This window comes from Streptomyces sp. NPDC039465 (genome assembly GCF_055639315.1).
Window position 1 is genome coordinate 505,661 of record NZ_JBVKAP010000002.1, and the last position, 24,779, is coordinate 530,439.

Here is a 24,779-nt window from a genome sequence, read left to right on the forward strand (position 1 = left end):
CTGTTCGGGTGGTCCCCGCCCCGTAGGACCATGGAGGCTCGGACACGAGCGAGAGGACGGCCCCATGTGGCCTCGCGTCAACGGAATGCGGACCTTCGAGCTGGGCACGCCCGGTGAGATGCGGGAGGAGCTCACCGCGTTGGTGGTGGCGGGGGTGAAGACCGCCACCGCGGGGACGCTGGAGGAGTACGGGCAGGAGTCCGAGGGGCTGGAGTACGTCGGTGAACGGCTCGCGGTGCTCGACAACGACGGGAAGGCCGTCGCGACGGTCGCCGTCACCGGGGTGGAGATCACGCCGTTCGCCGAGGTGCCCTGGGAGTTCGCGCAGGCCGAGGGGGAAGGCTTCACCTCGGTCGAGCACTGGCGCTCCGCCCACCGCCGGTACTGGCAGCGGACGGGGACGCCGGTCGACGACGACAGCCCCGTCGTCCTCGTCTCCTTCCGGCTGGTCGACGGGGCCGAGGAGGAGGCGCGGCCTCAGCGGTAGTCGTCGTCGTTCAGCTCGACGACCTGGGCCTGTTCGGCGCGGTCGGTCTCCGGGGCTTCGACGGCGAAGTCGGAGGCGTACAGCACGTCTTCGAGGTCGTCGAAGGTGTCGGGGTCGGTCGGGTCGAAGGGCATGGTCGCCTCCGTGGGCATCAGGGCTGGGCCGGACCTGAGTCTCCGCCATGCGCGGATCGGCGGAAGGCCAAAAGCCGGTACGCCGGTCCAGCTTTCACCCGTACGGGGAGGGGCGGCACCGGGCCGCCGAGCCGTCAGCCGTCAGCCGTTGCACCACGGGGCGGAGGGGGAATCGGCGCACGCGTTCCGGGCCGGCTCCCGGTTGTCCTCGTGGTTCTGTACGACGGCTCCGCCGAACACGAGGGCGGCGATCAGCGCGGCCATGACGCCCTGGCTGACGACCGTCACCATCGCCCCGGCCCGGGCGGCGAACGCGGCGGCGACGACCGCCAGGGCACCGACCCCGCCGGCGACGGCCAGGTAGGTCCACAAGGAATCGGCCTCGACATCCGCCTGGGGGTCGAGGGTGAAGCCGGACATGAACCACGCTCCGGCGATCAGCACCAGGGCGATCAGTTCGAGGAACACCAGACCGCAGCCGGCGGCGACGTCGGCGCCCCGGTCGGCGCGGGACCTGGCGCCGCTGGTGGCGTCGAAGGCGGGGGGCGCGGAGGGCAGGTTCATGCCGCTCATCCTGGCCAGGGGCGTGAGGCCGGCACATGAGTACCCGTACTCATGTGCCGTCCGCCGACGTTCGAGAGGGACGGCCCTCGGCCGGATGGCGCACCGCAAAGGCGGCCGCGGCGTGCGGGACCGATGCTGAGTCGCACGAACCGGCGGCCGGAGCCTCGCCCGGCCACGCCCCCAGGAGGTTGCCCGTGCGTACACGCCCGTCCCGATCCCGTCGCCGTCCCCAGTTGTGCCTGGCCGTCGCCGCGCTGGCAGCCGCGGCGGCGGTCGGCGGCCTCGTCCCCGCGGCGCAGGCCGGCCAGAGCGCACAGAGCGAGCGGACCGCCGGGCCCCCGGCACCGACAACGCCGCCGGCACCAGCACCGGACGCACGGCTCCAACGGCTGCTGCAGGAACTCGTCGACAGCCCTGGAGGGCCGCCCGGGGCCATCGCCGTCCTCGACCGGGGACAGGGACAGCGCCAGATCGTGGACGCCGGGCTCGGCGGCCTGGCCACCGGACGGCAACCGCAGGCCACCGACCACCTGCGGATCGCCAGCGTCGCGAAGGCCTTCAGCGGCGCCGTCGCGCTGCGGCTGGTGGACGCGCGCCGCATCCGGCTCGACTCCACCATCGGTGAGGTCCTGCCCGCACAGCCGGCCGCCTGGCACGCGGTGACCTTGCGTCAGCTGCTGAACCACACCAGCGGACTGCCCGACTTCAGCCAGGACCCGAAATCCCTCGCGTACCTCACCGCCGATCCGCGCCACCAGTTCGACTCCCGGCGGCTGCTCGGCTTCGTCGCCGACCAGCCGCTGCTGTTCCCGCCGGGCTTGCGCTACCAGTACTCCAACTCGGACAACATCGCGGTCGCCCTGATGGCCGAGGCCGTCACCGGGCGCGGGTACGAGGACCTGCTCAAGGAGCTCGTGTTCCAGCCCCTCGACCTCCAGCGCACCAGCCTCCCGTCGGGATGGGAACTGCCCGAGCCCTATCTGCACGGCTACGCGGTCGAGCCGCCCGCCCCGCCGGAGGACGTCAGTGAGCTGATCAGCGCGTCGGGTGTGTGGGCGTCCGGCGGCATCGTCTCCACCCCGAAGGACCTGAACCTGTTCATCCGCGGCTACGCGGGCGGCAAGCTGGTGTCCAAGAAGACTCACCGGCAGCAGCTGACCTTCGTCCCCGGCGGCGCCTCGGAGCCGGCCGGGCCGGGAGCCAACGACGCCGGCCTTGGGATCTTCCGGTACACCACGCGGTGCGGCGCGGTCTACGGCCACACCGGCAACTTCCCCGGCTACACCCAGTTCGCCGCCGCCACCCGGGACGGCAGCCGCTCCCTGACCTTCAGCGTCAACAGCCAGCTCACGCTCAACCCCGAGCTGCTCGTCAAGACCCGTGCGATCCAGGAGGAGTTCGTCTGCGCGCTGCTCCGGCCTTGACGCCGAGGCGGTCCGGGGCCGCGGTGCGCGGCCCCGGACCGTGGGCTCGGCCGGATGGACTCGGTCGGGGGGGGTCAGCTCGCGAGGTGGAAGCCCGCGCCGACGCCGCCGTTGGCGTTCATCTCGTCGATGATGCTCAGGATCGGGGAGCTGTGCTGGGCGCCCCAGGCGTTGCCGACCAGGGTCTGGCCGACGACGACGGGGGCGCCGGAGTCACCGCCGTTGGTCCAGATCAGGTGGGTGAACCAGATGCCGCTGGTGCCGAGCTTCATGCCGCAGGTGAGGCCGGTCCGATGGCCTTCCTTGCACATGCGGGTGCCGTTGGCGGGCGGGGCGCCGATCGAGGTGATGGTGGTCTGGTCGACCGTGCTGGTGGGGGCGACCCTGGTCTCGTCGAGCTTGATGACGGAGTAGTCCAGGCCCTTGGGGCCGGAGTTGAGCAGGTTGTTGGGCGTGCCGACGTACGTCACCGTGCCGATGGGGCCCGTGGCGAGGTCGGGGCGGCTGTCGGTGAGCGGAGCCGGGGCGAAGGCGGTCCCGGCGGGCGAGGAGTCGCGGTAGACCTCCGCGCCGACCAGCTTGTTGCCCTGCTCGTCGATGAAGCAGTGGGCGTTGGTCAGGGCCACCAGGTTGCCGGCCGCGTCACGGCCGACGGCGGTGAGGGTGCAGACGAAGAAGCTCGTGGGCTCCTGCGGGCTGGGGGTCATCCGGAAGATGATGCCGGTGCCGCCGCCGACGGGTGTGGGCGCGGCGGCGGGCGTGCGCGCGGCGGCGCTTGCGGACGGGGCCGCGACGAGGGACATGCTCACGACGAGGAGGGCGAGACCCAGGGCGCGCAGCAGCCCCAGGGGGCGTAACACAGGTGACATGTGTTCACTTCCCGTACGCGGCCGGGGCAGCCGGAGCAAAGGGCGCTCAGCTCTGGCCGACCACCGGCTCGACTAGAATTATTTTCTAGTTTCTACCATGCGGTGGGCGTTCTCCGAGGCCCATTGCCGAAACGTTCTCGCGGGGGCGCCGGTGACCCGGGACACGGTGTCGCGTACGGCGAGCAGCTCGTCGTCGGTGAGCGTCAGGGCGGCGGGGGCAACCCTCAGCGCACCGTTCCGTCGGTGGCCTTCAGGGCCGCGTCGAGCACGCGGTCGGCCAGCTGGCCGAAGGCCTTGGCCAGGTCGTCGTCCGTGGTGCGGTCGGCGTAGCCCTGGAAGACCAGCGCGTACAGGGCCTGGATCGACGGGCCGATGCCCGCGCCGTCGGCGGCGGACCGCTCGTGGAGCTGCGGCGGTACCGGCCACCTCCTGGGCCAGGGGAACCGCGGCGGGGTGGGGCAGATGTCCTCGCCGACCTCCCGCAGGATGACGGCCGGGTCGGCCCCGGACAGGCTGGCCGCGATCGTCGCCTCCGCGACGGCGTTGGCCGTACCGAGGACGGCGAGCCGCAACGCTTCGGCGGGCGGCAGCGGCTGGGGATTGAGTTCGGTCTCCCCGCCGCCGTCCCGGCCGCCGCTCCGCAGGCGGGCCGAGGCCACGGCCCCGGCGACGAGGACCGGCTGACGGGGGTTCAGGATGTCCCAGATGCGGGGGTCGAGACCGGCGAGCAGCTCCAGAAGGCGCGTGCTCTGCGCGACGGCGGACGGGGCGGACGGACCAGGCACGGTGTCTCCTCGGATCGGCATCTCACTTTTCGTGAGAATACGATCCGAAGTTGTCACTCTTCGTACATTCCGGTGCGCCTCGGCGTGCCGCCTGAAAGCACCCGAGCCGAGGGTCCCCGGCCCGCCGGTGCGGGCCGGGGAAGGCCGTCAGGCCTGGCAGATTCCGCGCTCGTAGTCGTACGTGGCCGTGGCCCGGGAGTACTGCCACTGCGGGGCGAGCAGGCCTTCGGTCAGCTGCTGGGCGGCCGCCGGGCTCTGCACGAGGTATCCGAAGTCCTGCAGCCACGCCGGGTACAGGTTCTTGGAGCCGATGTAGAAGGCGGAGCCGTCGACGGAGACCAGCTTGTGGTGCTGGGCGTAGGGGTGGCCGTCGGCCCAGGTCGGGCTCTGCGCGCTGCGGAAGGTGGCCAGCTGCAGGCCGGAGCAGAGGGCGGCCTGGGCCCGGCCGCGGTCGCCGGTCAGCGCGGTGAGGCGGCCGCGCAGGACGTCGCTGATCTCGTTGAGCGACGTGATCTGGGAGTAGCCTCCGCTGCCCACGGCACCGCGGTTGGCCGGGTCACTGACGACGATGCGGACCTTGACGCCGGCGGCGAGCCGGTCGGCGAGGGCGTCGTAGAGGCGGATGTCGTAGCGGGGCAGCGGCGGGCAGGTGGCGTTCATGTCCTGCTGGGAGATCTCGATGTGGCCGCGCGCGGAGGCGACGAGCGTACGCAGGGCGCTCTCCTCCGGGTTGACGGTGTCGTAGTCGCGGTCGGCGTTGGTCCGGTCGGGCAGGCCGACCACGCACTTGGTGTCGGACGCGGTGGGCAGGGTGGGCCGGAAGGGGGAGGTGGGGTCGCTCTCACGGATGCCGACGCCGAGTCCGCCGACGGCGATGACGGGCACCCCCCGGCCCCCACCGGACGAGCCGGCGGTCGAGCCGGCGGCCGCCGGGCCGGCATGGCGCGGCAGGGTGGGCTTGCAGTCGGCGCCGTTCGACGCGGCGAACCAGACGCTGCCCCAGTTGTTCTTGTTGCGGCAGGTCCAGTTCCACAGCGTGTCGAGGTACTTCGAAGCCGACGCGGCGGCGGGCCCGGTCAGCGCGAGGTTGACGTCGGAGACCGGGTGGGCGGTGTCGAGGTAGTCCTTCTTCCAGCTGTTGATGCCGCCGGTCATCACGGACGTTCCGTCGACCACGAGCAGCTTGGAGTGGTTCCAGGAGAAGGCCGTCTTCGAGGTGGTGGTCGAGGCGACGTTGAGGGTGATGCCGCGGGCCGCCGGGCCGAGCTTGGTGACGAGTTCGTCGCGGTACTTCGAGGGCCGGACGTTCGCGTGGTAGATCGGCGCCGCGCCGACCAGGATCCGTACCTCCAGCCGGTTGCCGGCCTCGGCCGAGGCCTTCAGCCCCGCCACGATCGCGTCCTGGAACGCACCGTCGGGGAACGGCGCCAGGGTGGAGATGTCCACGCTGCGTCTGGCCCGCGCGATGTTCTCCGTCGTCTTGGCGAGAAGCCGCCGGGTGCCGGGGCGGTCGGCGCATGTCGCGTCGCCCCAGCAGCCCGGGGTCTGGATCAGCCAGTCGGCGCCGCCGGGAGTGGAGGCGTCGAGCTGGTTGCCGTCGGTGCGCTCCCACACCTGGCCTTCGAGGCCGGGCGAGACCTGACGCAGGGTCTGCTCGACGGCGTCGAGATGGGGAGTGGCGGTGGTGGCAGTGGTGACGGTGGTGGTGCGGGCGGCGGCCGGGTCGTGGTCGGCGACGGCCGGGGCGGCGGGGAGCAGGGCCACGGCGAGCGCGAGGGCCGTGGTGGTCGTACGGGCGGCGCGTATCAAGGGGCTTCCTTGTATGAAGGGTGGTCTGGTGCGCTGATCGGGTCCGTCGTTCGTTCCCCCGAGCAAGGACCAAGATCGAATACCGGAAGTTACCAGCCCGTACGGCATGGTCGGCGCGCCTGCGGACACATCCGGCCACCCGGCGGTCCCTTCACATTCCGCCCTGGCTCCGCCCCGCGGTCAGCTGGTCGGAGCCGGTTCGGACGGGCCGGCGGTGGTCGCCGGCTCCGCCTCCTCCCGCGTCTGCGACAGGGGCCGGGCGATCTCCTCCAGCGCCTTCCCCTCGGCCGCCACCGCGAAGAAGAGCGCGACCAGCCCGGCAGCGACCATCAGGGCCGCGCCGATGGAGAAGGCCAGGACCGCGTCGGAGACGAGCCCGCTCTCGGTGAGGCCGGCGAAGAGCAGCGGACCCGAGATGCCTCCCGCCGCCGTGCCGATCGCGTAGAAGAAGGCGATGGCCATCGCCCTGGTCTCCATCGGGAAGATCTCGCTCACGGTGAGGTACGCGGAGCTCGCGCCGGCCGACGCGAAGAAGAGCACCACGCACCAGCAGAGCGTCATCGTCGTGGCGTCGAGCCGGCCGCTGTCGAAGAGCCAGGCGGTGCCGAAGAGCAGCAGCCCCGAGAGGATGTAGGTGCCCGCGATCATGGGCCGGCGGCCGACCGTGTCGAAGAGCCGGCCGAGCAGCAGCGGGCCGAGGAAGTTCCGGAAGGCGATCACGGCGAAGAAGTAGCCGGTGCTGCCGGTGGGCACGTCGAAGAACGTCACCAGGATCGAGCCGAATCCGAAGGTGATGGCGTTGTAGAGGAAGGCCTGCCCGATGAAGAGGGAAAAGCCGAGCACCGCCCGCTTCGGGTAGGCGCGCACGAGCGTGCGGCCGATCTCGACGAAGCTGGTGCTGCGCCGCTGGCGGATGGTGATGGCCGTGGCGGGCTCGGGCAGGGTGATGCCCTTCTCCTCCTCGATCCGCCGCTCGACACCGGCGACGAGCTCCTCCGCGCCGCGCGAGCGGCCGTGGATGAACATCCAGCGCGGGCTTTCCGGCACATGACGGCGTACCAGCAGGATCACCAGCCCCAGCACCACACCCAGCCCGAAGGAGAGCCGCCAGCCGATGTCCTTGGGGAAGAGGTCGGTGTTGAGGGCGACGACGGACAGCAGCGCGCCGCCGACCGCGCCGAGCCAGTAGCTGCCGTTGATGATGAGGTCCACCCTGCCCCGGTACTTGCTCGGGATCAGTTCGTCGATGGCGGAGTTGATGGCCGCGTACTCGCCGCCGATACCGAAGCCGGTGAAGAAGCGGAAGAGGAAGAACCACCAGGCCGAGAAGGAGACGGCGGTCAGGGCGGTCGCGGCGAGGTAGACCGCGAGGGTGACGAGGAAGAGCTTCTTGCGGCCGTAGCGGTCGGTCAGCCGGCCGAAGAAGAGCGCACCGGAGCAGGCTCCCGCACGTACAGCGCCGCGGCGACGCCGGTGACCTGGGCGTCGGTGACGGCCAGACCGCTGCCCTCCTCGGAGAGGCGGCCGGCCATGGAGCCGACGATGGTCACTTCCAGACCGTCGAGGATCCATACGGTGCCGAGGCCGATGACGATCATCCAGTGCCAGCGCGACCAGGGCAGCCGGTCGAGCCGGGCGGGGACCTTCGTGGTGACGGTCCCCGTCGTCGCTCCGGGTGATGAACTCATGCCGTGTCCCTGTCCCTTCCTCCGCGGTCGCCGGGCGCGCGGCGCTCCTCACGCCGCCTCTCGTCCCGCCCCCGGGGCAGCCGGGAGGGCAGGGCCGACAGGCGCCGGCGGCGCTCGCGGCGCTCACGGGTCGCCCGGTCCAGTTCCTCCATCAGGCGGCGGCTGCGATGGTCCAGGTCGAGTTCGTCGAGGATCCGGTCGACCTCGGTGAGCAGCGCGCCGTACAGCTGCCACTGGCGCGGCTCGCGCTGGACGGCGGCGAGCATCAGCGCCGCGGTGTTGTCCCGGCTCGCCCGGGCGGCCTGGAGTTCGCCGTGCAGCCGGGCCTCGGCCTCGTCGGCGCTCTCGCTGACCCGTGTGGTGACGAGCACGGCGAAGCTGACGAGGGTGTCGGCGAGGTGCCCGAGGGTCTCCTCCAGGGCGACGCCGAGTTCGCGCGGGAAGCGCTCGACCGGCCCGCGTTCCTTGGCCAGGTCGGTGAGCGTACGGGCGAGGACGCGCAGCACGACCGCGCAGATCTCCAGGGTGTCCAGGCCGGTACGGAGCACGATGCGGTGGAGCAGCCCCTCCTTGACGCGGGGGTTGAGGCGCAGGCTGTCCTCGGCCTGCCGCAGGGCGGCGTCCACGTCGGCGACGTCGTTGTCGAGGCGGCGGGCCTCGTGGAGCCGGGCGGCGGCCCGCTCGACGGGGGTGGGGCTGTTCAGCTCCTCACCGATGCTCAGCATGAGCTGCCGCATCCGGCGGGCCAGGTCCTCGATCGACGCTCCGGCCGTGCCCACCCAGACCGGCGGCGCGAGCACGGTGTTGAACAGCAGGCCCACCACCGCCCCGATCAGGGTCTCCAGGACCCTGTCCCAGGCGGTGTCGGCCACCTGGGTGACGCCGAGGACGAGCATGGCGCTGATGGCGACCTCGGGCACGAACTCGTCCACCCGGACCATCCGGCCCACCACGAGCGAGGCCAGGATGATCAGCCCGAGGCTCCACCAGGTCAGCCCCACCAGGGCGCTGAAGGCGATGGCGATCAGGACGCCGACCACGACGGAGTTGACCCGCCGGATGCCGGTGGTGAGCGTCGAGTAGAGGGTGACCTGGACGACGAGCAGGGCGGTCAGCGGAGCCGTCAGCGGCGGGGCCGGACTCCTGACGGCCCCGAGCGCGACGACGTACGAGATCGTCGCGGCGGCCGTGGAGCGCACGGTCTGGACGACGGCCGGATCCCTGCGCCACCGGTCGAGCACGGCCCAGGTCTCGCGCCGGGATTCCCGCAGAGTCTCCCGCAGGGTGCTCCGTGCGTATGCCACCTTCCACCTGCCACCTCGGGTCCTTGGCTCCTCGCGGCGCGGCTCCGTCCGGCCGACGACCGGAACATGACGTTCCGGTCGTTAGGGTCAGCGTCCCTTACACGCCTCCCCCGCACACCCCGGGTCACACCTACCGGGGTGTCGCGGCCGCCTCGCCGCGTCGTTGCCGCGGGGCGCCGGAGCAGGTGTGGTACGACCGGAGCGCGCATGAGCAGGGAAGAGCGGCGAACGCGAGGAAGCAGCGACGATGGAGACGGACCGCGGGGACAGGTGGCACGGCGAGCTGCTGGACCTCGACGCGTATCTCGGCCGTATCGGCTACACCGGCGAGCGGGCTCCGACCCTGGCGGCGCTGCGCGGACTGCACCGCGCGCACGTCACCTCGCTGCCGTTCGAGAACGTCGACGCCGTGCTCGGCGTACCCGTCCTCGTGGACGTCGAGTCCGTCCAGCGCAAGCTGGTGCACGGCCGCCGGGGCGGCTACTGCTACGAACACGTCGTGCTGTTCGCCGCCGCGCTGGAGCGGTTCGGTTTCCGTTTCACGGCGATGAGCGGACGGGTGACGCTCGGCCGGGACAAGATCCTGCCGGCCACCCACGCGCTGCTCGCGGTGACGGCCGCCGACGACGACCGCAGGTGGCTGTGCGACGTCGGCTTCGGCGGCGGCCCGCTGGGTCCGGTCGAGCTGGCCGACGGGGCGGCGGCGGAGTTCGACGGCTGGCGCTACCGCCTGGCTCGGCGCCCGGGCGCCGACGGCGTCGACCAGTGGTGGCTGCACGAGTACGGGCCCGAGGGCTGGGTGGACCGGCACACCTTCACCCTGAACCCGCAGTACCCCATCGACTTCGTGGTCGGCAGCCACTTCGTCGGCACCCACCCCCGCTCCCCGTTCACCAAGCGCCTGTTCGTCCAGCGGTTCGCCGTCGGCCGGCACGACGTGATCGACGGGCCCCTGCGGACCACGACCCTTCCCGACGGCACCCGGACGGAACGGAAGATCCACCCGGCCGAGCTGCCGGGGCTGCTGGCCGAGGAGTTCGGGATCGTGCTGGACACCACCGACCTCGTACGCCTCCAGAACGGCCTGGTCCCCGACTGACGCGCCCAGCCCCGCCGGTTCCGGTCAGGCCTTCCAGAGCGAGTCACGCCGGTGCCGCGCCGGAGGTACGTCCACGGTGTCGGCGAGCGCCGCATCCGCCCCGCGCGCGCGAAGCAGCCCGCGCAGCAGCCCCAGCCGGGTCCGCAGCCGCTGCCGGGCTCGGCGTTCCTCCACGGCCGACCAACGGGCGAGACCGGGCTCACGGATGTACCGCGCCCAGGAGTAGACCGTCACCGTGCGGCGTATGCGCTGCGGCCGGGGCCGCGCGCAGGCGCGGCCCGCCTCGGCGAAGACGCGGGCGCTGTAGCGGAGATCATCGAGCCTGACCGTACGCCATGGGCGGCGTCTCGCACGGTCGTCCGGGTCATCGGCGTGGGCCGGGGGACGGTGATGGGCGGTACGCGCCACGGAACTCCGTTTCTTCTCAGGGCTCGGTTCGCCAGGGTGGCGGGGGCGGGACTCGAACCACGCGACCTGGCTCCACCCCGCGCCGGTGCGTCCACTGTAGGCCGCCGCCCCGCGCCCGCGCCCGGGATGGTTCGTACGGTTCGAACCCGACAGGCGCCGGGGGCCCTTCCTTGGATAGGGTTCCGCCGTTCGATAGGGACCTTGCACGGGGAGACATGAGTTGATGAGTGGTCAGCAGCCGGACCGGGGGGATGCTCGCGGGGCCTCTCAGGTCTTCCAGCCGCTCGCGGAGGACGACCCGAAGACGATCGCCGGATACCGGCTGGCCGCCAGGCTCGGCGCGGGCGGCATGGGCAAGGTGTATCTGTCGTACACGCCCGGCGGGCGGCCGGTGGCCATCAAGGTGATCCGCCCGGAGTTCGGCGAGGACGCCGAATTCCGCCGCCGGTTCGCGCAGGAGGTGCAGTCCGCGCAGCGTGTGCAGGGGCTGTTCACGGCGCCCGTCATCGACGCCGACACCGAGGGCGCGCGCCCCTGGCTGGCCACCGCGTACGTGCCGGGGCCCTCGCTCGCCGACGCGGTCGTCGCCCATGGCGCCCTGCCCGTCGAGACGGTGCTGCTGCTGGTCGCCGGCATGGCCGAGGCGCTCCACGTCATCCACGGCGCGGGCATCGTGCATCGCGACCTCAAACCGTCCAACGTGCTCCTCGCCGCCGACGGGCCCCGCGTCATCGACTTCGGCATCGCCTACGCCGCCGACGCGACCTCGCTCACCGGCAGCGGGGTCACCATCGGCACCCCGTCCTTCATGGCCCCGGAGCAGGCGGCCGGACGCCGGGTGACCGCGGCCACCGACATCTTCGCACTCGGGCAGGTCGCTGCATACGCGGCGACCGGCTCCCCGGCCTTCGGCGAGGGAACCTCGCACGGCGTGCTCTACCGCATCGTCCACGAGGAGCCGGACCTGACCGGGGTGCCGGAGCGGCTGAAGGAGCTGGTCACCCGCTGCCTCGCCAAGGACCCGGCGGCCAGGCCGTCGATCGCCGAGGTCATCGGGCTGTGCCAGTCGGCGAACGCGCAGACGGTGCTGCGCCGTCCGGAGGACTGGCTGCCCGGCACGGTCAGCGCGGACATCGCGGGACGGGCAGCGGCGCCCGCCCCGGCCCAGACCCCGCCGCCCCCGACCGCGGCACCGACGGCCGCGGCGCCTACGGCCGCCCCGCCCGCGGCCTACTCCCCCACCACTCCGGCGACGCCGTCCACCCCGCCGCCGGGGTACGGCCCGCCCGCGGCGCAGCAGCCTCCTCAGCCCCCGACGCAGTACCCGACGCCGCCCACACAGCCGCACCCGCAGCCCCACCCGTACGCCTACGCCCCGACCCAGGCCGCCCCGGCCCAGCACGCGGCGCACGCCCCGACGTACCCCGGCCACCCCGGGGCGCCGCAGCCCCAGCCGCCGAAGGGCAAGAGCAAGGGCAAGCGCGGTCTGATCCTCGCGCTCGCCGCCGTGCTGGTCTTCGCCGGCGCGGGCGCCGGTACGGCGTACTACCTGCTCAAGGACGACGGGAAGGCGACCCGGTCCGGCGGCTCGACGCAGGGCGGCAGCTCGTCGCCGGGCAAGCAGACGGGCGACAGCGGCAAGGACAGCGGCTCCTCCTCCAAGCCGGACGCCAAGCCGGAGCCGGGACCGAAGCCCGATCCGACGCCCGTCGACTACAAGAACATCAACCTCACCGCCGGTTACCACCTGACGCTCGGCGACGACACCGTACGGCCACAGGAGGGTGAGGACGGCAACTACGAACTCTCCTACGACACCGGCGGTTACATCGACGCGGAGAGCTCGGGCGGGAACCTCGTGCTGCTCGATCCGGGCCAGGAGGGCTCGCTCGAGGCCTGCCGCGCGGAGACCCGGTTCACCCAGAACATCTATGTGAACAAGCTCGCGAAGGGGCGGCAGGTCTGCGTCACCACCGGGACGGGGCACCTGGGCCTGCTGACGGTCCAGGGCTTCTCCCCGGAGGAGTCGCCCAGTACGTACATGACCCTGGACCTGACGGTCTGGCGCAACGCGGTCGCGACCAGCTCGGGGAGCTGAGCCGGCATGGAGCCCCCGACATACGCGTCGGGGGCTCCGCGCGTCCCGTCTCGTCAGGGCACGGGTTCCACGAAGGGGCGGGTCAGATGGGCCGTGGCGAGAACGGCTCCCCGCTCGGCCGCCTCGGTCAGCAGGGTCCGCCGGGAGAGCCTGGCGGTGTCCGGGTCACGTTCGTGTGCGTAGGTCACCGCCGGGTTCCCCCACTGGACGGCGTGCACCAGCGCGTCACCGGTGATCATCACGTCACGGCCGTCCGGCTGCCGCACCAGCACGGACTGGTGGCCCGGTGTGTGACCGGGGGTGGGGATCAGGTCCAGGCCGGTGGCGAGCCGGTGGCTGCCCTCCACCTCGTGGAGCTGTCCGGACCGGCGCAGCGGCTCGACCGTCCAGTCCCACACCGGGTCGGCCGGGTCCAGGGCCCGCGTCTCGGCGCGCTGGACGACGTAGCGGGCCTCGGGGAAGAACGGCAGCCCGTCCGGTCCGCAGGACCAGCCCACATGGTCCTCGTGAAGGTGCGTCAGCACCACGGTCTCCACATCGGCCGGGTCGATCCCGGCCTCGCCCAGCGCCTGCGGCAGCCGGCCCGGCACCGGGCACCAGTCCGCGCCCGGCCCCTGCGCCGGGCCGACGCCCGCGTCGACCAGGACCCACCGTCCGCCGGGCCGGGCCACGGCGAAGCACCTGAAGTCGAGCCGCCAGGCCCCGTCCGGGCCGGCCGCGCCGGGATCGAGGAGGGCCGCCCGCGCCCAGTCTCCGTCGTCCGCGTCCGGGAACGCGTCCCGCGCCGGTTTGAAGAAGGTGCCGCTCGCGTCGAGCAGCGCCACCACCTGCCCCTGGCGTTCCATCGCTCTCCCCCTCAACAGGCCTTCCTGGCGGCCTTCTCGAAGTCGTCCTGGCTCATGGCCCCGCGCAAGGTCAGGACCTGTCCCGGTTCCAGTCGCGCGAGCTGCTCGGTGTCGAAGTCCACGGTCCCGGCATACCAGTAGATGTCGCGCGGGTCGCCGAAGCTCAGTTGGTACTGGTGACCCGGCAACAGCCTTTGCGGTCCCCGGAGTTCGACCCGCCATGGGGCCGGTGGGGAGAAGAGCGGGAAGTCGGCGGCCTTGTTCCGGCCCTCGGCGTACCAGCCCGTCCAGGACTTCTTCACCGGACCTGCGGTGCCCGAGGGCAGCGGCGTCGGCGTCGGCGTGGGCTCCGGCGCGGGCGTGCCCCGGAGGGACGGTCCGCGTACCGGCTCGTCACCGTCGCACGGCCGCAGCAGCGCCTGTACGGTCCCCTCCTCGTCGACGTACACCGCGGCGAGCGGCCGCAGCTCCGGGCCGCAGCCCGTCGCCGGCAGCAGCACCGCGGCCGCCGCGATTCCCACCGCCGAACGTCTCACGAGCCCCCCTCGTCGCCGCATTGTCCGCAGAGACAGGACCCTAGGCCCGGGGGCTCAGATGCGCCAGGTGCGGATGAGGTCGGCTGCCTGGTAGACGGTGGACTTGCCCTCGTGGATGGCGCGGACGAGTTCCACCAGCGCGCCGTAGGGCGGGTCGATGCCCTCGCCGGAGGCGTGCATGTAGGCGACGGCGACCTGGCAGGCGTACAGGGAGTTGCGGTACGGCAGCGGCTGGAGGCGGACGAGGGTGTCGAGGAGGGCCGCGGCGCGCCAGGCGGGGTCGGGCTCGGCGGTGGTGGGTCTGGGGATGCGCGTCTTGTGGCGGGCGACGGCCGCGACGAGGGCGGAGTAGTCGGCGACGGAGACGTCCTCGGGGACGGCCTGTTCCTGCACGTCCAAGAGCCAGGCCACGTCGATGTGGAGGGCCATCAGGCGGCGTCGGCTCCCTGTCGTCGGTCGGCGGGCGGGACCTCGTCGGGGAAGGCGTCGTCGAACTCGGCCCGGTGCTGCTCGCCCCACGTGACGGCGTAGCGGACGAACTGGCGCCGACGGCGCTCGCGCAGGGGCAGGTCGTGGACGAACTGCTTGAGGGACTTGCCTTCGGCGGCCGCGGCGGCGCGGACTTCCTCCAGCTCCTCGTCGGTGAAGGTGATGTTCAAGGACGGCATGGCGTGAGGGTACCTACTTGGTACCTGTCGGGACCAGAGGTGTGCCGCAGGCCGACAGGCGCTCCCCCGGCACCCGGTCGCCGTGCGCGACCGGGTGCCGGGAGACTGGTGGCATGGCCCGACACCCCGCGCAGCAGCCCACTCTGGTCGACGACCCGGTCACCGGCTACCGGCACCGCTACTGCCGGCGCTGCGGCCGCGAGCTCACCGATCCCGACTCCCGGCTCACCGGCTACGGGCCGAACTGCGACCCGGCCCGGCGGCCCCGCGCGGCCGCGGAGCACCAGGTGGAGCAGGACCCGCTGCCGGGCACCTGACCGCACGGGGCCCCGGCCGCGTGTGCGGCCGGGGCGTGGCCGGCTAGCGGGCCCGGGGTGCGGGCGCGTACCCGGCGGGGCGGGTGGTGAAGGTGCCCCGGCCCTGGGTGCGGCCGCGCAACCGCGAGGCGTAGCCGAAGAGTTCGGCCAGCGGTACGGTCGCGGTGATCGCGGCCGTACCGGCCCGTACGGTCTGGCCGGTGACCCGGCCGCGCCGGGCCGCCAGGTCGCCGAGGACCCCGCCGACGGCGTCGCCGGGGACGGTGACCGTGACGTCGACCACCGGTTCCAGCAGCGCCGTCCCGGCCCGGCGCAGGGCCTCCCGCAGCGCGAGGCGGCCGGCCGTGCGGAACGCCATCTCGGAGGAGTCCTTGGAGTGGGTCGCCCCGTCGGTCAGGGTGACGCGCACTCCGGTCACCGGATGGCCGCCGAGGGGGCCCTCGGACAGCGCGTCACGGCAGCCGGCCTCCACGGCACGGATGTACTCGTGCGGCACCCTGCCGCCGGTGACCGTCGACCGGAACAGGAACCGCTCGGCGTCGCCGGGGTCCGTACGGTCCGCGGCGCCGTCCGCGGCGGCCGGTTCCAGCGGCTCGACGTCGAGGACGACGTGCGCGAACTGGCCCGCGCCTCCGTCCTGTTTGACGTGCCGGTAGAGCAGTCCGGTGACACCCCGGGTGACCGTCTCGCGGTACGCCACCTGCGGGCGGCCGACGGCCACGTCGAGGCCGTGGCTGCGCCGGATCTTCTCCACCGCCACCTCCAGGTGCAGTTCGCCCATGCCGGACAGCAGCGTCTGCCCGGTCTCGGGGTCGGTGCGGACCGTGAGGGAGGGGTCCTCCTCGGCGAGCCGGGCCAGCGCCGTCGCCAGCCGGTCGGTGTCCATGCTCCGGGCCGCCTCGACCGCCACCGACACGACCGGGTCGGCCACGCTGGGCGGTTCCAGGGCCAGCGGCGCCGAGGGGGCGCACAGCGTGGCGCCGGGGCGGGCGGTCTTCAGCCCGATCACGGCGACGATGTCCCCGGCGACGGCCCGGTCCACGTCCTCGTGGCGGTCGGCCTGCACCCGCAGGATCCGGCCGACGCGTTCGGTGCGGTGTGTTCCCGTGTCCAGCACGGCGTCTCCCTTCCGGATCGTTCCCGCATACACGCGCAGGTAGGTCAGCCGCCCGGTGGCGGTCGCCGTCACCTTGAAGGCGAGGGCAGCGAGCGGCGCCGCCGGGTCGGCGGCCCTCTCCTCCACCGCGCCGCCGTGGGTGCCGCGCACCGGCCGCACGTCCAGCGGTGAGGGGAGGTAGGCGACGGCGGCCTCCAGGAGAGGTTCGATCCCCCGGTCGCGGTAGGCCGAGCCGCACAGCACGACGACTCCCTCACCCGACATGGTCACCTCCCGCAGGGCCGTGGCCAGCGTCCGTTCGGAGAGCGTCGAGGTGGCGCAGAACTCCTCCAGCGCCTCCGGGTGGAGTTCGGCCACCGCCTCCTCCAGGATCCTGCGGCGGCGCAGCGCCTCGTCGCGCAGGGCGCCTTGCACCGGGCGCGGCTCGTACGTGCCGCCGCGGCCGTCCCAGTACAGGGCGCGCATGCGCAGCAGGTCCACCACGCCGGTGAAGGCGTCCTCCTGGCCGATCGGCAGCTGGACCACGAGCGGGACGGTGTGCAGCCGTTCGCGGATCGAGGCGACGGCGGTGTCGAGGTCGGCGCCGGCCCGGTCCAGTTTGTTGACGAAGGCGATCCGCGGGACGCCGTGCCGGTCCGCCTGCCGCCACACCGCCTCGCTCTGCGGTTCGACGCCCGCGACAGCGTCGAAGACCGCGATCGCCCCGTCGAGCACCCGCAGCGACCGCTCCACCTCGTCGAAGAAGTCGACGTGGCCGGGGGTGTCGATCAGGTTGACGCGGTGGCCGTCCCAGTCGCAGCTGACGGCGGCGGCGAAGATGGTGATGCCGCGGTCGCGTTCCTGCGGGTCGAAGTCGGTGACGGTGGTGCCGTCGTGGACCTCACCCCGCTTGTGGGTGGCTCCGGTGACGTAGAGGATCCGCTCGGTGAGGGTGGTCTTGCCCGCGTCGACATGGGCGAGGATGCCCAGATTGCGGACGAGGGAGAGGGCGTGGAGGGGCTGAAGGGTGTGGGTACGCACGGCCTGGGGCCTTTCGCGGTGGTACGAACAGGGCGGCGCGATTCCCGGACGAGACGGCGGCCACGGCGGCCTGGGGCCAGGCCGGGCGGGGGTGCCCCGGTGCGGTGTCGTCCGCGCGGCGCGCGGCCCGTACGGGACGGGCGGGCGCGGCCGGGAGGCTCGACGGGCAGGCGGGGGTCAGATGTTCGTCGCGGGCGTCCGACGGCGGCCGCGCGGCCGGCATCGGAGCTCCAAAGACACCAGGATCACGTCGTACCGTGACGGGGGAACGGCGACGGAGGTGCGGTGACGCACGGCCGGGCTCCCCTCAACTGGTCGGTGGGCGCCGCCCGATGACATGGCTGGTGGTGGCGGCGCGCGAGGCGAGTCTAGTGAGCGGGGTGGCGCGTCGGCATCGGATTTACCGCGCGGCGGTACGGCCGGGGGGGGACGCCTGGAGGCCGAGGAGCATCGCTCCGCGCGGCGTGACATCCTCGTGTCATGACCATCGAAGTGCGTCCGGCGTCGGTCTTCGAGGATGTCCGTACGCTGGTCGGTCCGAAGTCGCCCGGAGCCAATGTCTGCTGGTGCCTGAGCTACCGGATCCCGTCCAAGCTCAACAACGAGCTGCGCGGTCCGGCCCGGGGTGAGTACGTCGCCGAGCTGTGCCGTACGGGGCCCCCTCCGGGGGTGATCGCCTATGACGGCGACGAGCCGGTGGGCTGGGCCGCGGTGGCGCCGCGCTCGGACACCTCCTTCGCGCGCAACCGCAAGATCCCGCACGTCGACGACCTGCCGGTCTGGTCGCTGTGGTGCATTCGCGTACGCCCCGGTCACCGGCGCCAGGGGATCTCGCACGCCCTGATCGCCGGTGCGGTGGAGTACGCCCGCGCCCAGGGGGCCCCGGCGATCGAGGCGTACCCCCTCGACAACGGTGACGCGAAGGTCGATCTGACGATGGCCTACCCCGGGCTCCGGAAGAACTTCGAGCGGGCCGGGTTCACCCATGCCGCCGACACCACGTCCGTGCTGGCCGGTCACCCCCGGGTCCTGATGCGGCTCGACCTGCGCTGACGGCTCGGCGTCAGCCGCCGGGGCGGGCCGCGGGCAGCAGTTCCAGCGCCTCCTCCCAGCGGAACGGGTCGGCCTCGCCTATCCGTACGCCCATGTCCCGCAGGCGCGCGAGGCTCTGCCGGTAGGCGGGGTGGGCGGCCAGGTCGGGGTTGACGCACGGCAGGGCGACGGTGGGGACTTCGGCGCCGTACGCCTCGCACAAAGTGCCCAGGGCGAGGGTGTCGGCCAGGCCTGCCGCCCACTTGTTGAGGGTGTTGAAGGTGGCGGGGGCGACGGCGATGGCGTCGGCGGGCGGGAAGGGGCGGGGGTCGCCGGGCTTGCGCCAGGCCGAGCGGATCGGGCGGCCGGTCTGCGCGACGATCGCGTCGGTGTCGAGGAAGCCGAGGGCGTGCGGGGTGGCGATCACGCCGACGTCCCAGCCCTCTTCCCGCGCCGCGGAGATCAGCTTGCCCACGTCGCCGGCGATCCCGGCCGCGCAGACCACCACGTACAGGAAACGTCCGTTCGGCTCGTCGCTCATGGTCAGGGAGGGTACTCAGTCCTCGATGGTGACGGTCACCGAGTGCCAGCCCTCGGCCCCGTCCGGGAGAGGGTCGGTGGGTGCGCCGGGCTGGGTGCGACCGGTGCGGTCGGTGGCGCGGACGGTGAGGGTGTGGCGGCCGGGTGGGGCGTTCCAGGGGTGGTACCACTGCCGCCAGGTGTCGCGGGTGACCTCGGCGGCGAGCCGGGCCTCCTGCCAGGGCCCGTCGTCGATCCGTACCTCCACGCGCGCGATGCCCCGGTGCTGGGCCCAGGCGACCCCGGCGATGGTCACCGGCCCCGCCGGGCGGCGTGCGGAGGGCCGGGGGGTGTCGATACGGGACTGCGTCTTGACCGGTGCCCGGGGCGCCCAGTCGTGCCTGACCCAGTACGCGTCGTAGGCGTCGAAGGTGGTGAGCTCGATCTCCTCGATCCATTTGCAGGCGGAGACGTATCCGTAGAGCCCGGGGACGATCATCCGCACGGGGAAGCCGTGGGTGAACGGCAGCGGTTCGCCGTTCATGCCGTAGGCGAGGAGCGCGTCGCGGCCGTCCATGACGTCCTCGACGGGGGTGCCGATGGTCATGCCGTCCACGGAGCGCGCGACCAGCTGGTCGGCCGGGCCGCCCTTGGACGGCGGGACGACTCCGGCCGTACGGAGCACGTCGGCGAGGCGGGCGCCGAGCCAGCGGGCGTTGCCGATGTAGGGGCCGCCGACTTCGTTGGAGACGCAGGCGAGGGTGATGTCGCGTTCGACGGCGGGGCGGGCGAGCAGATCGGCGAAGGTGAGGGTGAGGTCGTCGCGCACGCCGAGGCCGTGGATGCGCAGCCGCCAGGTGCCGGCGTCGGCCTTGGGGACGACGAGGGCGGTGTCGACCCGGTAGAAGTCGTCGTTCGGGGTGGTGAAGGGGCCGAGGCCCGGGATGCGCAGCGCCGCACCGGGCGGGAGCGGTGGCGCCGGGGAGGCGGGGGCGGGCAGGACGACCTTCGCGCGGGACGCGGAAGCGTCGCGGCCCCGTGAGCCGAGGAGCGTACGGCCGGTGACCGCGGCGGCCGTGGAGGCGGCCACGACCGCGCCGGCGGTGACGAGGAAGCCCCGGCGGTCCCAGCCGGTGGGCGTGCCGGGGCGTTGGGTGTTCAGCCGTCGGACGAGCAAGAGGAGCACGAGGGCTCCGGCGACTCCGCCGGCGAGGGAGGGCAGGGCGTCCTCGGGTCCGATCATGTCGGGGCGGCTCGTCGCCGCGAAGGCGCCGACCACCGCCAGGGCGAGGACACCCGCCGCGGCGAGCAGGGGCCGTCGCGGGGCCAGGAGCCCGAGGGCCACCGCGAGCGCGGCGAGGACGAGCACGATGCCGAGCTGGAGGACGAGTTTGTCGCTCTCGCCGAAGGTGCGGATGGCCCAGTCCTTGATGCCGGGCGGGGTGGCGTCGATGACGGCGCCGCCGACGGCGGTGAGGGGGCCGGCCTCGGCCCGTACGCCCGCGGCGGTCAGTTCCGCGACGGCGAGTGCCGCGCCGCCGGCCAGCAGTCCGCACAGGGCGGCGAGCAGTCGCCGCGTTCGGCTCTGTGAAGGCGTCCGGGAGGACGTTCGGGAGGTCGGGGGGAAGGTGCTCACGGTGGCTCTTCGGAACCCTCGGCGCGGGGGATGAGTCCGGCCACCCGATCGGGGGAGGCCGTCAGTCGCGCCCGGCGCCGGACTTGGCGCCGGGCTTGGCGCGTACGTGCATCCGCTCGCCCTGGCGGCCGAAGAGGCTGAGGAGTTCGACCGCCCCCTCGCCCGTGGTGCCGAACCAGTGCGGCAGCCGGGTGTCGAACTCCGCCGCCTCACCGGGGCCGAGGACCAGGTCGTGGTCGGCGAGGACCAGGCGGAGCCGGCCGGAGAGCACGTACAGCCACTCGTAGCCCTCGTGGGTAACCGGCTGCGGGGTGCGGCGGCTGGGCGGGATGACCATCTTGAACGTCTGCAGCGGGCCGGGCCCGTTGGTCAGCGGCAGGATGACGTTGCCGTTGACCTTCCGGGGGGTGATCCGCACGCGCGGGTCGCCGACCTCGGGGGCGGCGACGAGCTCGTCCAGGGGGACCTGGTGGGCCTGGGAGAGCGGGAGCAGCAGCTCAAGACTGGGCTTGCGCTGCCCGGACTCCAGGCGGGACAGGGTGCTCTTGGAGATGCCCGTGGCCTCGGAGAGCGCGGCGAGCGTGACGCCGCGCTCCGTGCGCAGCCGCTTGAGGCGCGGGCCGACCTCGTCGAGGGCCTGGGCGATGGCGGGTGAGTGCTCCACGCCGCCCGTTGTACCTCGCCGATTCGGGAACAGCAACGAATGTTGCTGATACCGGGACGGCGGTCGGACGGCGGTCGGACGGCGGTCGGTGGGTCCTAGGCGGGGTGGCCGTGGCTGTCGGTCCGGTCGGCCTGGGTGGAGAACTTGTTCAGGAAGACGTCGAAGCGCCCGTCGGGCCGGCGGGTGAGGGTGGCGCCGTCCTGCCAGACGCCGTTCTCGTCCCACCACTGGCTGCCGTACGGGTCGCCCTGGTTCTGGTGGATGTTGTGCATGCCGAGGCCCACGCGGAACGGCTGGCCGAAGACCAGGATCTCCCGGCCGGGGACGAGCATGGGCTCCAGGGCGAGGGCGGCGTCCAGGTTGGAGCCGGCGGTCCAGGGGGTGTGCGGGCTGATCCGGTCCATCAGCGCCTGGAGCCAGGCCGGTGGGCGGGCGATGAAGACACAGCCGGGGCGGTTGGCGAGGGCGGGGTGGCGCAGATAGTCGATGGCGCCGGAGCCGGAGGTGGTGGCGAGTTCGTGGTAGCCCGGGGAGAGCGTGTCGGCCGGTTCGAGCTGCGAGGGGGTGAGGACGAGGAGCTTCCACTGGACACCGGTGGTGGACTGGTGGCTGTCCACGTCGATGGCGGCTTTGTACCGTCCGGCGGGCGCGTCGATCTCGAGGTTGACGTGGAACCAGCGGCCCTGGTCGTCGGGCTGGTCGCGGAAGAAGCGGTGCAGTGTTCCGGAGAGCACACCGTATTCGGGGAGCGGCATGCGGTTCAGTGAAGCACTGTCGGCGTGAGCCGCGCAGAAGCGACATGCGGCCCCTCAGGGTCCCTCGACGCAGCGCCCCTCGTGCGCGGGCGCGGTGGTGATACGGGGCAGCGCGTAGGGATGCTCCGCGCACAGCCAGGCCACCATCCGCTCCCGGACGAAGCAGCGTGCGGTCCACACGTCGTCGGCGTTCCTGGCGGTGACCAGGGCCCGTATCTGCAGGGTGCTGGGGGTGGTGTCGGTGACGGCGAGGTCCCAGGCGCGGCCGTCCCAGGCGGGGCAGGCGTCGAGGAGTTCGCGGAGCTTGTCGCGCATCAGCGGGACGGGGGCGGTGTGGTCGAGGTGGAAGAAGACCGTGCCGGTGATCTGCGCGCCACCACGGGACCAGTTCTCGAACGGCTTTCCGGTGAAGTACGACACCGGCATCGTGATCCGCCGCTCGTCCCAGGTGCGTACCGCGACGAAGGTGAGGGTGACGTCCTCGACCACACCCCATTCGCCGTCGACGACGACGGTGTCGCCGATACGGACCATGTCGCCGAAGGCGATCTGGAATCCGGCGAAGAGATTGCCGAGGGTGGACTGCGCGGCCACACCGGCGACGATGCCGATGATTCCGGCGGAGGCCAGCATGGAGGTGCCGACGGCCCGGAAGTCGGGGAAGGTCAGCAGCATCGCGGCGGCTGCGACGACCGCGACCACGGCCGTGACGATCCGCATGATCAGGGAGACCTGGGTCCGCACCCGTCGTACCCGGGCCGGGTCGCGGGTTCCCGCCGCGTACCGGCTGTAGGTGGTCTCGACCGCGGCCGAGGCGATCCGCACCACCAGCCAGGCGCTCGCGCCGATCAGCACGAGGGTCAGCACCTGTCCGACGGCCTGCTCGTGCCCCTCGACGACCCACCATTCGACCTGGCGGTAGGCGCCCCTCAACAGGGCGGTGAGCAGGACGACTTGAAAGGGGACCCGGCAGCGGCGCAGCCGCCCCCACAGCGGTGTCTCCGGGTGCCGGGCGTCCGCGCGGCGCAGCAGGACGTCCAGTGCCCAGCCCAGCAGCAGGGTCAGCGTGACCGCTCCGCCGACCACGGTCAGCGGGCGCAGCATGTCCTCCATGGCTCCCTCCCTCACGCTCCTTCCGTCACGGCGCGTCATGGGTCCCGATACGCGTGCCCGGGCGACCGGGCGGCAAACGGGGGACGCTGTGTGACGTGGTCGGGAACATGCCCCGGGGAGCACCGGGTACGCGTGAGGCGGGCCCCGGAAGGGCCGGGGAGCGAGCTCTGGAGGAGTCATGACACGGACGGTGACCGCAGGCGTCGACACCTCGGACGAGAGCCTGGCCGCCGCCGAGTGGGCGGCGGACGAGGCCGCCCGGCGCGGTCTTCCCCTGCGCCTGGTGCACGTGTGGGAGTGGCAGCCGCAGCTCTTCGGCGTGCCCGCCACGGCCGAGTCCCATCAGGAGGACGCGGACCGGGTACTGCGCCGGGCGGTGGAGCGGCTACGCCAGGCGCGTCCCGGCTGCGAGCCGGAAGCCGTACGGATCGAAGGGGCGCCCGCGGAGGTACTGGCGCGGGAGGCGGAGCGCGCGGAGGTGCTCGTGCTCGGCTCGCGGGGTCTCGGCACGATCGCCGGTTTCCTCGTCGGCTCCGTCTCGCTGGCCACCCTGGCGCGCGCGGAGCGGCCGGTCGTCCTGGTGCGGGCCCCTGCGGACGTCGAGGCGGTCCCGGCACGGGAGCGCGGCGGAGACGTGGTCCTCGGGGTGGACGTCGCCGACGTCTCGGAGGAGGTCGTGACCTACGCGTTCGAGGCGGCGGCCCGGCAGGGCGGGGCGCTGCGCGTGGTGCACGGCGTGCTGCCGCCGCCCGTGCTTGGCGACTTCTCCGCGGCCGACGACTCGACCGTACGGACCGAGCTGCTCTCCGCCGCGCGGCTGACGCTCACTCAGCTCCTGGCGCCGTGGCGGGAGAAGTTCCCGGGGACGACGGTGGGTGAGACGGTCGAGGTGGGCAGCTCCACTCGGATGCTGCTCGATGCCTGCGCGGGCGCGTCATTGCTGGTGGTGGGGCGCAGGATTCCCCGTACGACGCTGGGTACGCGCATCGGTTCGGTCACCCACGCCGTCCTGCACCACAGCCCCGTACCGGTCGCCGTGGTGCCGCATCACTGATCTCCGCGGGGTGCCGCCGCGGCTCGCGGGCCCCTCAGCCGAGGAAGCGCACCAGGTCGATCAGACCGTCGGTGACGCGGTAGGCGACCAGCACCCGGATCGGTTCGTCGGCGACGCCATGGGCGACCTCGTGGTCGACGACCCAGCAACCCTCCGTCATGCGCGCCTCGATCTCGGCCCGGCAGCGGCCGGCGGCGAACTGCTCGGCGTAGACCCGGCGCAGCTCTTCGGCGCCCTCCAGGGTGGTGCCGTCGCGCCGTTCGATCCGTACGTCCTCGGCGTACGTGGCGACGAAGCCGTCCACGTCATGGGCGTTGTACGCCTCCAACTGCCGCTGCACCACACTCACCGGATCGATCATGCGGACGATTGTGCCAGCGCCCCCGACGGCCGTGCCGTCGGGGGCGCCGGAATGATCAAGCTGTGGGTCAGCAAGGGTCAGCACCACTTGACCGCGCCGAGGTTCTGCACGTAGCGGGCCGAGACCCAGCCGTTCCTCGCCTGGACGCGGTACCAAAGGGCGTTGCCGTCGACCCGCTCGCCGCTCTTCTTGCACAGCAGCGTGATCCGCTGGTGCGGCTGCACGACTCCGACCGCTCGCGCGTATGTGGTCGGCTGGGTACGGACGTTGAGCGGGACCTTCGAGACGACCTTGCCGAGCGGGTACGCGGCGTGCTGCTGGGCGGTGTCCTGCACGGAGCTGGTGGTGCTCTCGCTCCGCTTCGGGTACTCCTCGTCCGCGACCGCGGCGCTCGCGCCGGCCAGCGCCAGCACCGCGCTCGCGGCGGTGAGGGCGAGGGCGGTCCTTGGTGGCTTCAGCATCAAAGGGCTCCT

General features: G+C 72.8%; 26 protein-coding genes and 1 pseudogene. 7 read left to right on the forward strand and 20 right to left on the reverse strand.

The annotated features are described in order from the left end of the window. The first annotated feature begins 64 nt into the window (after positions 1-64). Positions 65-487, forward strand: coding sequence for an ASCH domain-containing protein (locus ACZ7LT_RS08480; RefSeq protein WP_471235222.1), 423 nt, complete (start codon positions 65-67; stop codon positions 485-487). Here the strand turns inward: ACZ7LT_RS08480 and ACZ7LT_RS08485 are convergent. Both ACZ7LT_RS08485 and ACZ7LT_RS08490 read right to left on the reverse strand, forming a co-directional pair. Continuing rightward, positions 478-621 (reverse strand): hypothetical protein, encoded by a 144-nt coding sequence (locus ACZ7LT_RS08485; protein ID WP_471235223.1) that lies wholly within the window; start codon positions 619-621, stop codon positions 478-480. The genes ACZ7LT_RS08480 and ACZ7LT_RS08485 overlap by 10 nt on opposite strands. A gap of 141 nt (positions 622-762) precedes the next feature. After that, positions 763-1,185 (reverse strand): DUF6234 family protein, encoded by a 423-nt coding sequence (locus ACZ7LT_RS08490; protein WP_471235224.1) that lies wholly within the window; start codon positions 1,183-1,185, stop codon positions 763-765. Positions 1,186-1,379: 194 nt separating this feature from the next. On the opposite strand from ACZ7LT_RS08490, the gene ACZ7LT_RS08495 reads away from it, so the two are divergent. Then, complete coding sequence (locus tag ACZ7LT_RS08495; protein ID WP_471235225.1) at positions 1,380-2,609, forward strand: serine hydrolase domain-containing protein; 1,230 nt, start codon at positions 1,380-1,382, stop codon at positions 2,607-2,609. Positions 2,610-2,683: 74 nt separating this feature from the next. Here ACZ7LT_RS08495 and ACZ7LT_RS08500 read toward each other — a convergent pair whose 3' ends face one another. The 5 genes and pseudogenes from ACZ7LT_RS08500 to ACZ7LT_RS08520 form a co-directional block, all read right to left on the reverse strand. After that, the gene (locus tag ACZ7LT_RS08500) at positions 2,684-3,478 is read right to left on the reverse strand and encodes a trypsin-like peptidase domain-containing protein (protein ID WP_471235226.1); all 795 of its coding nucleotides are present in this window, start codon (positions 3,476-3,478) and stop codon (positions 2,684-2,686) included. Between the two features lie 224 nt (positions 3,479-3,702). Next, positions 3,703-4,263 carry a hypothetical protein gene (locus ACZ7LT_RS08505; protein WP_471235227.1) on the reverse strand — a complete coding sequence of 187 codons (561 nt, stop codon included), beginning with the start codon at positions 4,261-4,263 and terminating at the stop codon, positions 3,703-3,705. 147 nt (positions 4,264-4,410) lie between these two features. Beyond that, a complete protein-coding gene (locus ACZ7LT_RS08510) occupies positions 4,411-6,072 on the reverse strand; it encodes a phospholipase D-like domain-containing protein (protein ID WP_471235228.1) in 1,662 nt (553 codons plus the stop codon). A 180-nt stretch (positions 6,073-6,252) separates the two neighbouring features. Continuing rightward, positions 6,253-7,760, reverse strand: a pseudogene (locus tag ACZ7LT_RS08515) (MFS transporter). Continuing rightward, complete coding sequence (locus ACZ7LT_RS08520; protein WP_471235612.1) at positions 7,757-9,043, reverse strand: FUSC family protein; 1,287 nt, start codon at positions 9,041-9,043, stop codon at positions 7,757-7,759. The pseudogene ACZ7LT_RS08515 and the gene ACZ7LT_RS08520 overlap by 4 nt, the downstream one beginning before the upstream one ends. 268 nt (positions 9,044-9,311) lie before the next feature. Here ACZ7LT_RS08520 and ACZ7LT_RS08525 point away from each other — a divergent pair, with 268 nt between their 5' ends. Then, a complete protein-coding gene (locus tag ACZ7LT_RS08525) occupies positions 9,312-10,163 on the forward strand; it encodes an arylamine N-acetyltransferase family protein (protein WP_471235229.1) in 852 nt (283 codons plus the stop codon). Positions 10,164-10,187: 24 nt separating this feature from the next. Here ACZ7LT_RS08525 and ACZ7LT_RS08530 read toward each other — a convergent pair whose 3' ends face one another. Next, positions 10,188-10,571 (reverse strand): hypothetical protein, encoded by a 384-nt coding sequence (locus ACZ7LT_RS08530; RefSeq protein ID WP_471235230.1) that lies wholly within the window; start codon positions 10,569-10,571, stop codon positions 10,188-10,190. A 223-nt stretch (positions 10,572-10,794) separates the two neighbouring features. On the opposite strand from ACZ7LT_RS08530, the gene ACZ7LT_RS08535 reads away from it, so the two are divergent. After that, entirely contained in the window at positions 10,795-12,669 is a 1,875-nt protein-coding gene (locus ACZ7LT_RS08535; RefSeq protein WP_471235231.1) for a serine/threonine-protein kinase, read from the forward strand. Between the two features lie 53 nt (positions 12,670-12,722). On the opposite strand, the gene ACZ7LT_RS08540 is transcribed toward ACZ7LT_RS08535, so the two are convergent. Genes ACZ7LT_RS08540 through ACZ7LT_RS08555 form a run of 4 tightly spaced genes read right to left on the reverse strand, consistent with a single transcriptional unit; the run spans position 12,723 to position 14,718 of the window. Next, entirely contained in the window at positions 12,723-13,514 is a 792-nt protein-coding gene (locus ACZ7LT_RS08540) for an MBL fold metallo-hydrolase (RefSeq protein WP_471235232.1), read from the reverse strand. 11 nt (positions 13,515-13,525) lie between these two features. Further along, positions 13,526-14,050 carry a hypothetical protein gene (locus ACZ7LT_RS08545; RefSeq protein ID WP_471235233.1) on the reverse strand — a complete coding sequence of 175 codons (525 nt, stop codon included), beginning with the start codon at positions 14,048-14,050 and terminating at the stop codon, positions 13,526-13,528. Positions 14,051-14,104: 54 nt separating this feature from the next. Next, a complete protein-coding gene (locus ACZ7LT_RS08550) occupies positions 14,105-14,479 on the reverse strand; it encodes a toxin Doc (RefSeq protein WP_471235234.1) in 375 nt (124 codons plus the stop codon). Further along, entirely contained in the window at positions 14,479-14,718 is a 240-nt protein-coding gene (locus tag ACZ7LT_RS08555) for a hypothetical protein (protein WP_471235235.1), read from the reverse strand. Before ACZ7LT_RS08555 ends, ACZ7LT_RS08550 begins: the two co-directional genes overlap by 1 nt. A 113-nt stretch (positions 14,719-14,831) precedes the next feature. Here ACZ7LT_RS08555 and ACZ7LT_RS08560 point away from each other — a divergent pair, with 113 nt between their 5' ends. Next, positions 14,832-15,035: a DUF6011 domain-containing protein gene (locus tag ACZ7LT_RS08560; RefSeq protein WP_471235236.1), complete on the forward strand. Its 204-nt coding sequence runs from the start codon at positions 14,832-14,834 to the stop codon at positions 15,033-15,035. Positions 15,036-15,078: 43 nt separating this feature from the next. On the opposite strand, the gene fusA is transcribed toward ACZ7LT_RS08560, so the two are convergent. Further along, positions 15,079-17,172, reverse strand: coding sequence for an elongation factor G (gene fusA / locus ACZ7LT_RS08565; protein ID WP_471235237.1), 2,094 nt, complete (start codon positions 17,170-17,172; stop codon positions 15,079-15,081). A 480-nt stretch (positions 17,173-17,652) separates the two neighbouring features. Between fusA and ACZ7LT_RS08570 the strand changes: the two genes are divergently transcribed. Beyond that, entirely contained in the window at positions 17,653-18,225 is a 573-nt protein-coding gene (locus ACZ7LT_RS08570; RefSeq protein ID WP_471235238.1) for a GNAT family N-acetyltransferase, read from the forward strand. Between the two features lie 10 nt (positions 18,226-18,235). On the opposite strand, the gene ACZ7LT_RS08575 is transcribed toward ACZ7LT_RS08570, so the two are convergent. From ACZ7LT_RS08575 to ACZ7LT_RS08595, 5 genes are all read right to left on the reverse strand, one after another. Continuing rightward, entirely contained in the window at positions 18,236-18,745 is a 510-nt protein-coding gene (locus ACZ7LT_RS08575; protein ID WP_471235239.1) for a flavoprotein, read from the reverse strand. A 15-nt stretch (positions 18,746-18,760) separates the two neighbouring features. Further along, positions 18,761-20,359 carry a molybdopterin-dependent oxidoreductase gene (locus tag ACZ7LT_RS08580; protein ID WP_471235240.1) on the reverse strand — a complete coding sequence of 533 codons (1,599 nt, stop codon included), beginning with the start codon at positions 20,357-20,359 and terminating at the stop codon, positions 18,761-18,763. A gap of 61 nt (positions 20,360-20,420) precedes the next feature. Beyond that, complete coding sequence (locus ACZ7LT_RS08585; RefSeq protein ID WP_471235241.1) at positions 20,421-21,023, reverse strand: helix-turn-helix domain-containing protein; 603 nt, start codon at positions 21,021-21,023, stop codon at positions 20,421-20,423. 95 nt (positions 21,024-21,118) lie between these two features. Continuing rightward, on the reverse strand, positions 21,119-21,778 hold the full coding sequence (locus ACZ7LT_RS08590) for a DUF2278 family protein (RefSeq protein ID WP_471235242.1): 660 nt from the start codon (positions 21,776-21,778) through the stop codon (positions 21,119-21,121). Between the two features lie 54 nt (positions 21,779-21,832). Beyond that, the gene (locus ACZ7LT_RS08595) at positions 21,833-22,891 is read right to left on the reverse strand and encodes a mechanosensitive ion channel family protein (RefSeq protein WP_471235243.1); all 1,059 of its coding nucleotides are present in this window, start codon (positions 22,889-22,891) and stop codon (positions 21,833-21,835) included. Positions 22,892-23,069: 178 nt separating this feature from the next. On the opposite strand from ACZ7LT_RS08595, the gene ACZ7LT_RS08600 reads away from it, so the two are divergent. Continuing rightward, entirely contained in the window at positions 23,070-23,945 is an 876-nt protein-coding gene (locus tag ACZ7LT_RS08600) for a universal stress protein (RefSeq protein ID WP_471235244.1), read from the forward strand. A 34-nt stretch (positions 23,946-23,979) separates the two neighbouring features. Here the strand turns inward: ACZ7LT_RS08600 and ACZ7LT_RS08605 are convergent, their stop codons facing one another. Next, complete coding sequence (locus ACZ7LT_RS08605) at positions 23,980-24,306, reverse strand: nuclear transport factor 2 family protein (protein ID WP_471235245.1); 327 nt, start codon at positions 24,304-24,306, stop codon at positions 23,980-23,982. 77 nt (positions 24,307-24,383) lie between these two features. Then, complete coding sequence (locus ACZ7LT_RS08610) at positions 24,384-24,767, reverse strand: SH3 domain-containing protein (RefSeq protein WP_471235246.1); 384 nt, start codon at positions 24,765-24,767, stop codon at positions 24,384-24,386. Between the last annotated feature and the right edge of the window lie 12 nt (positions 24,768-24,779).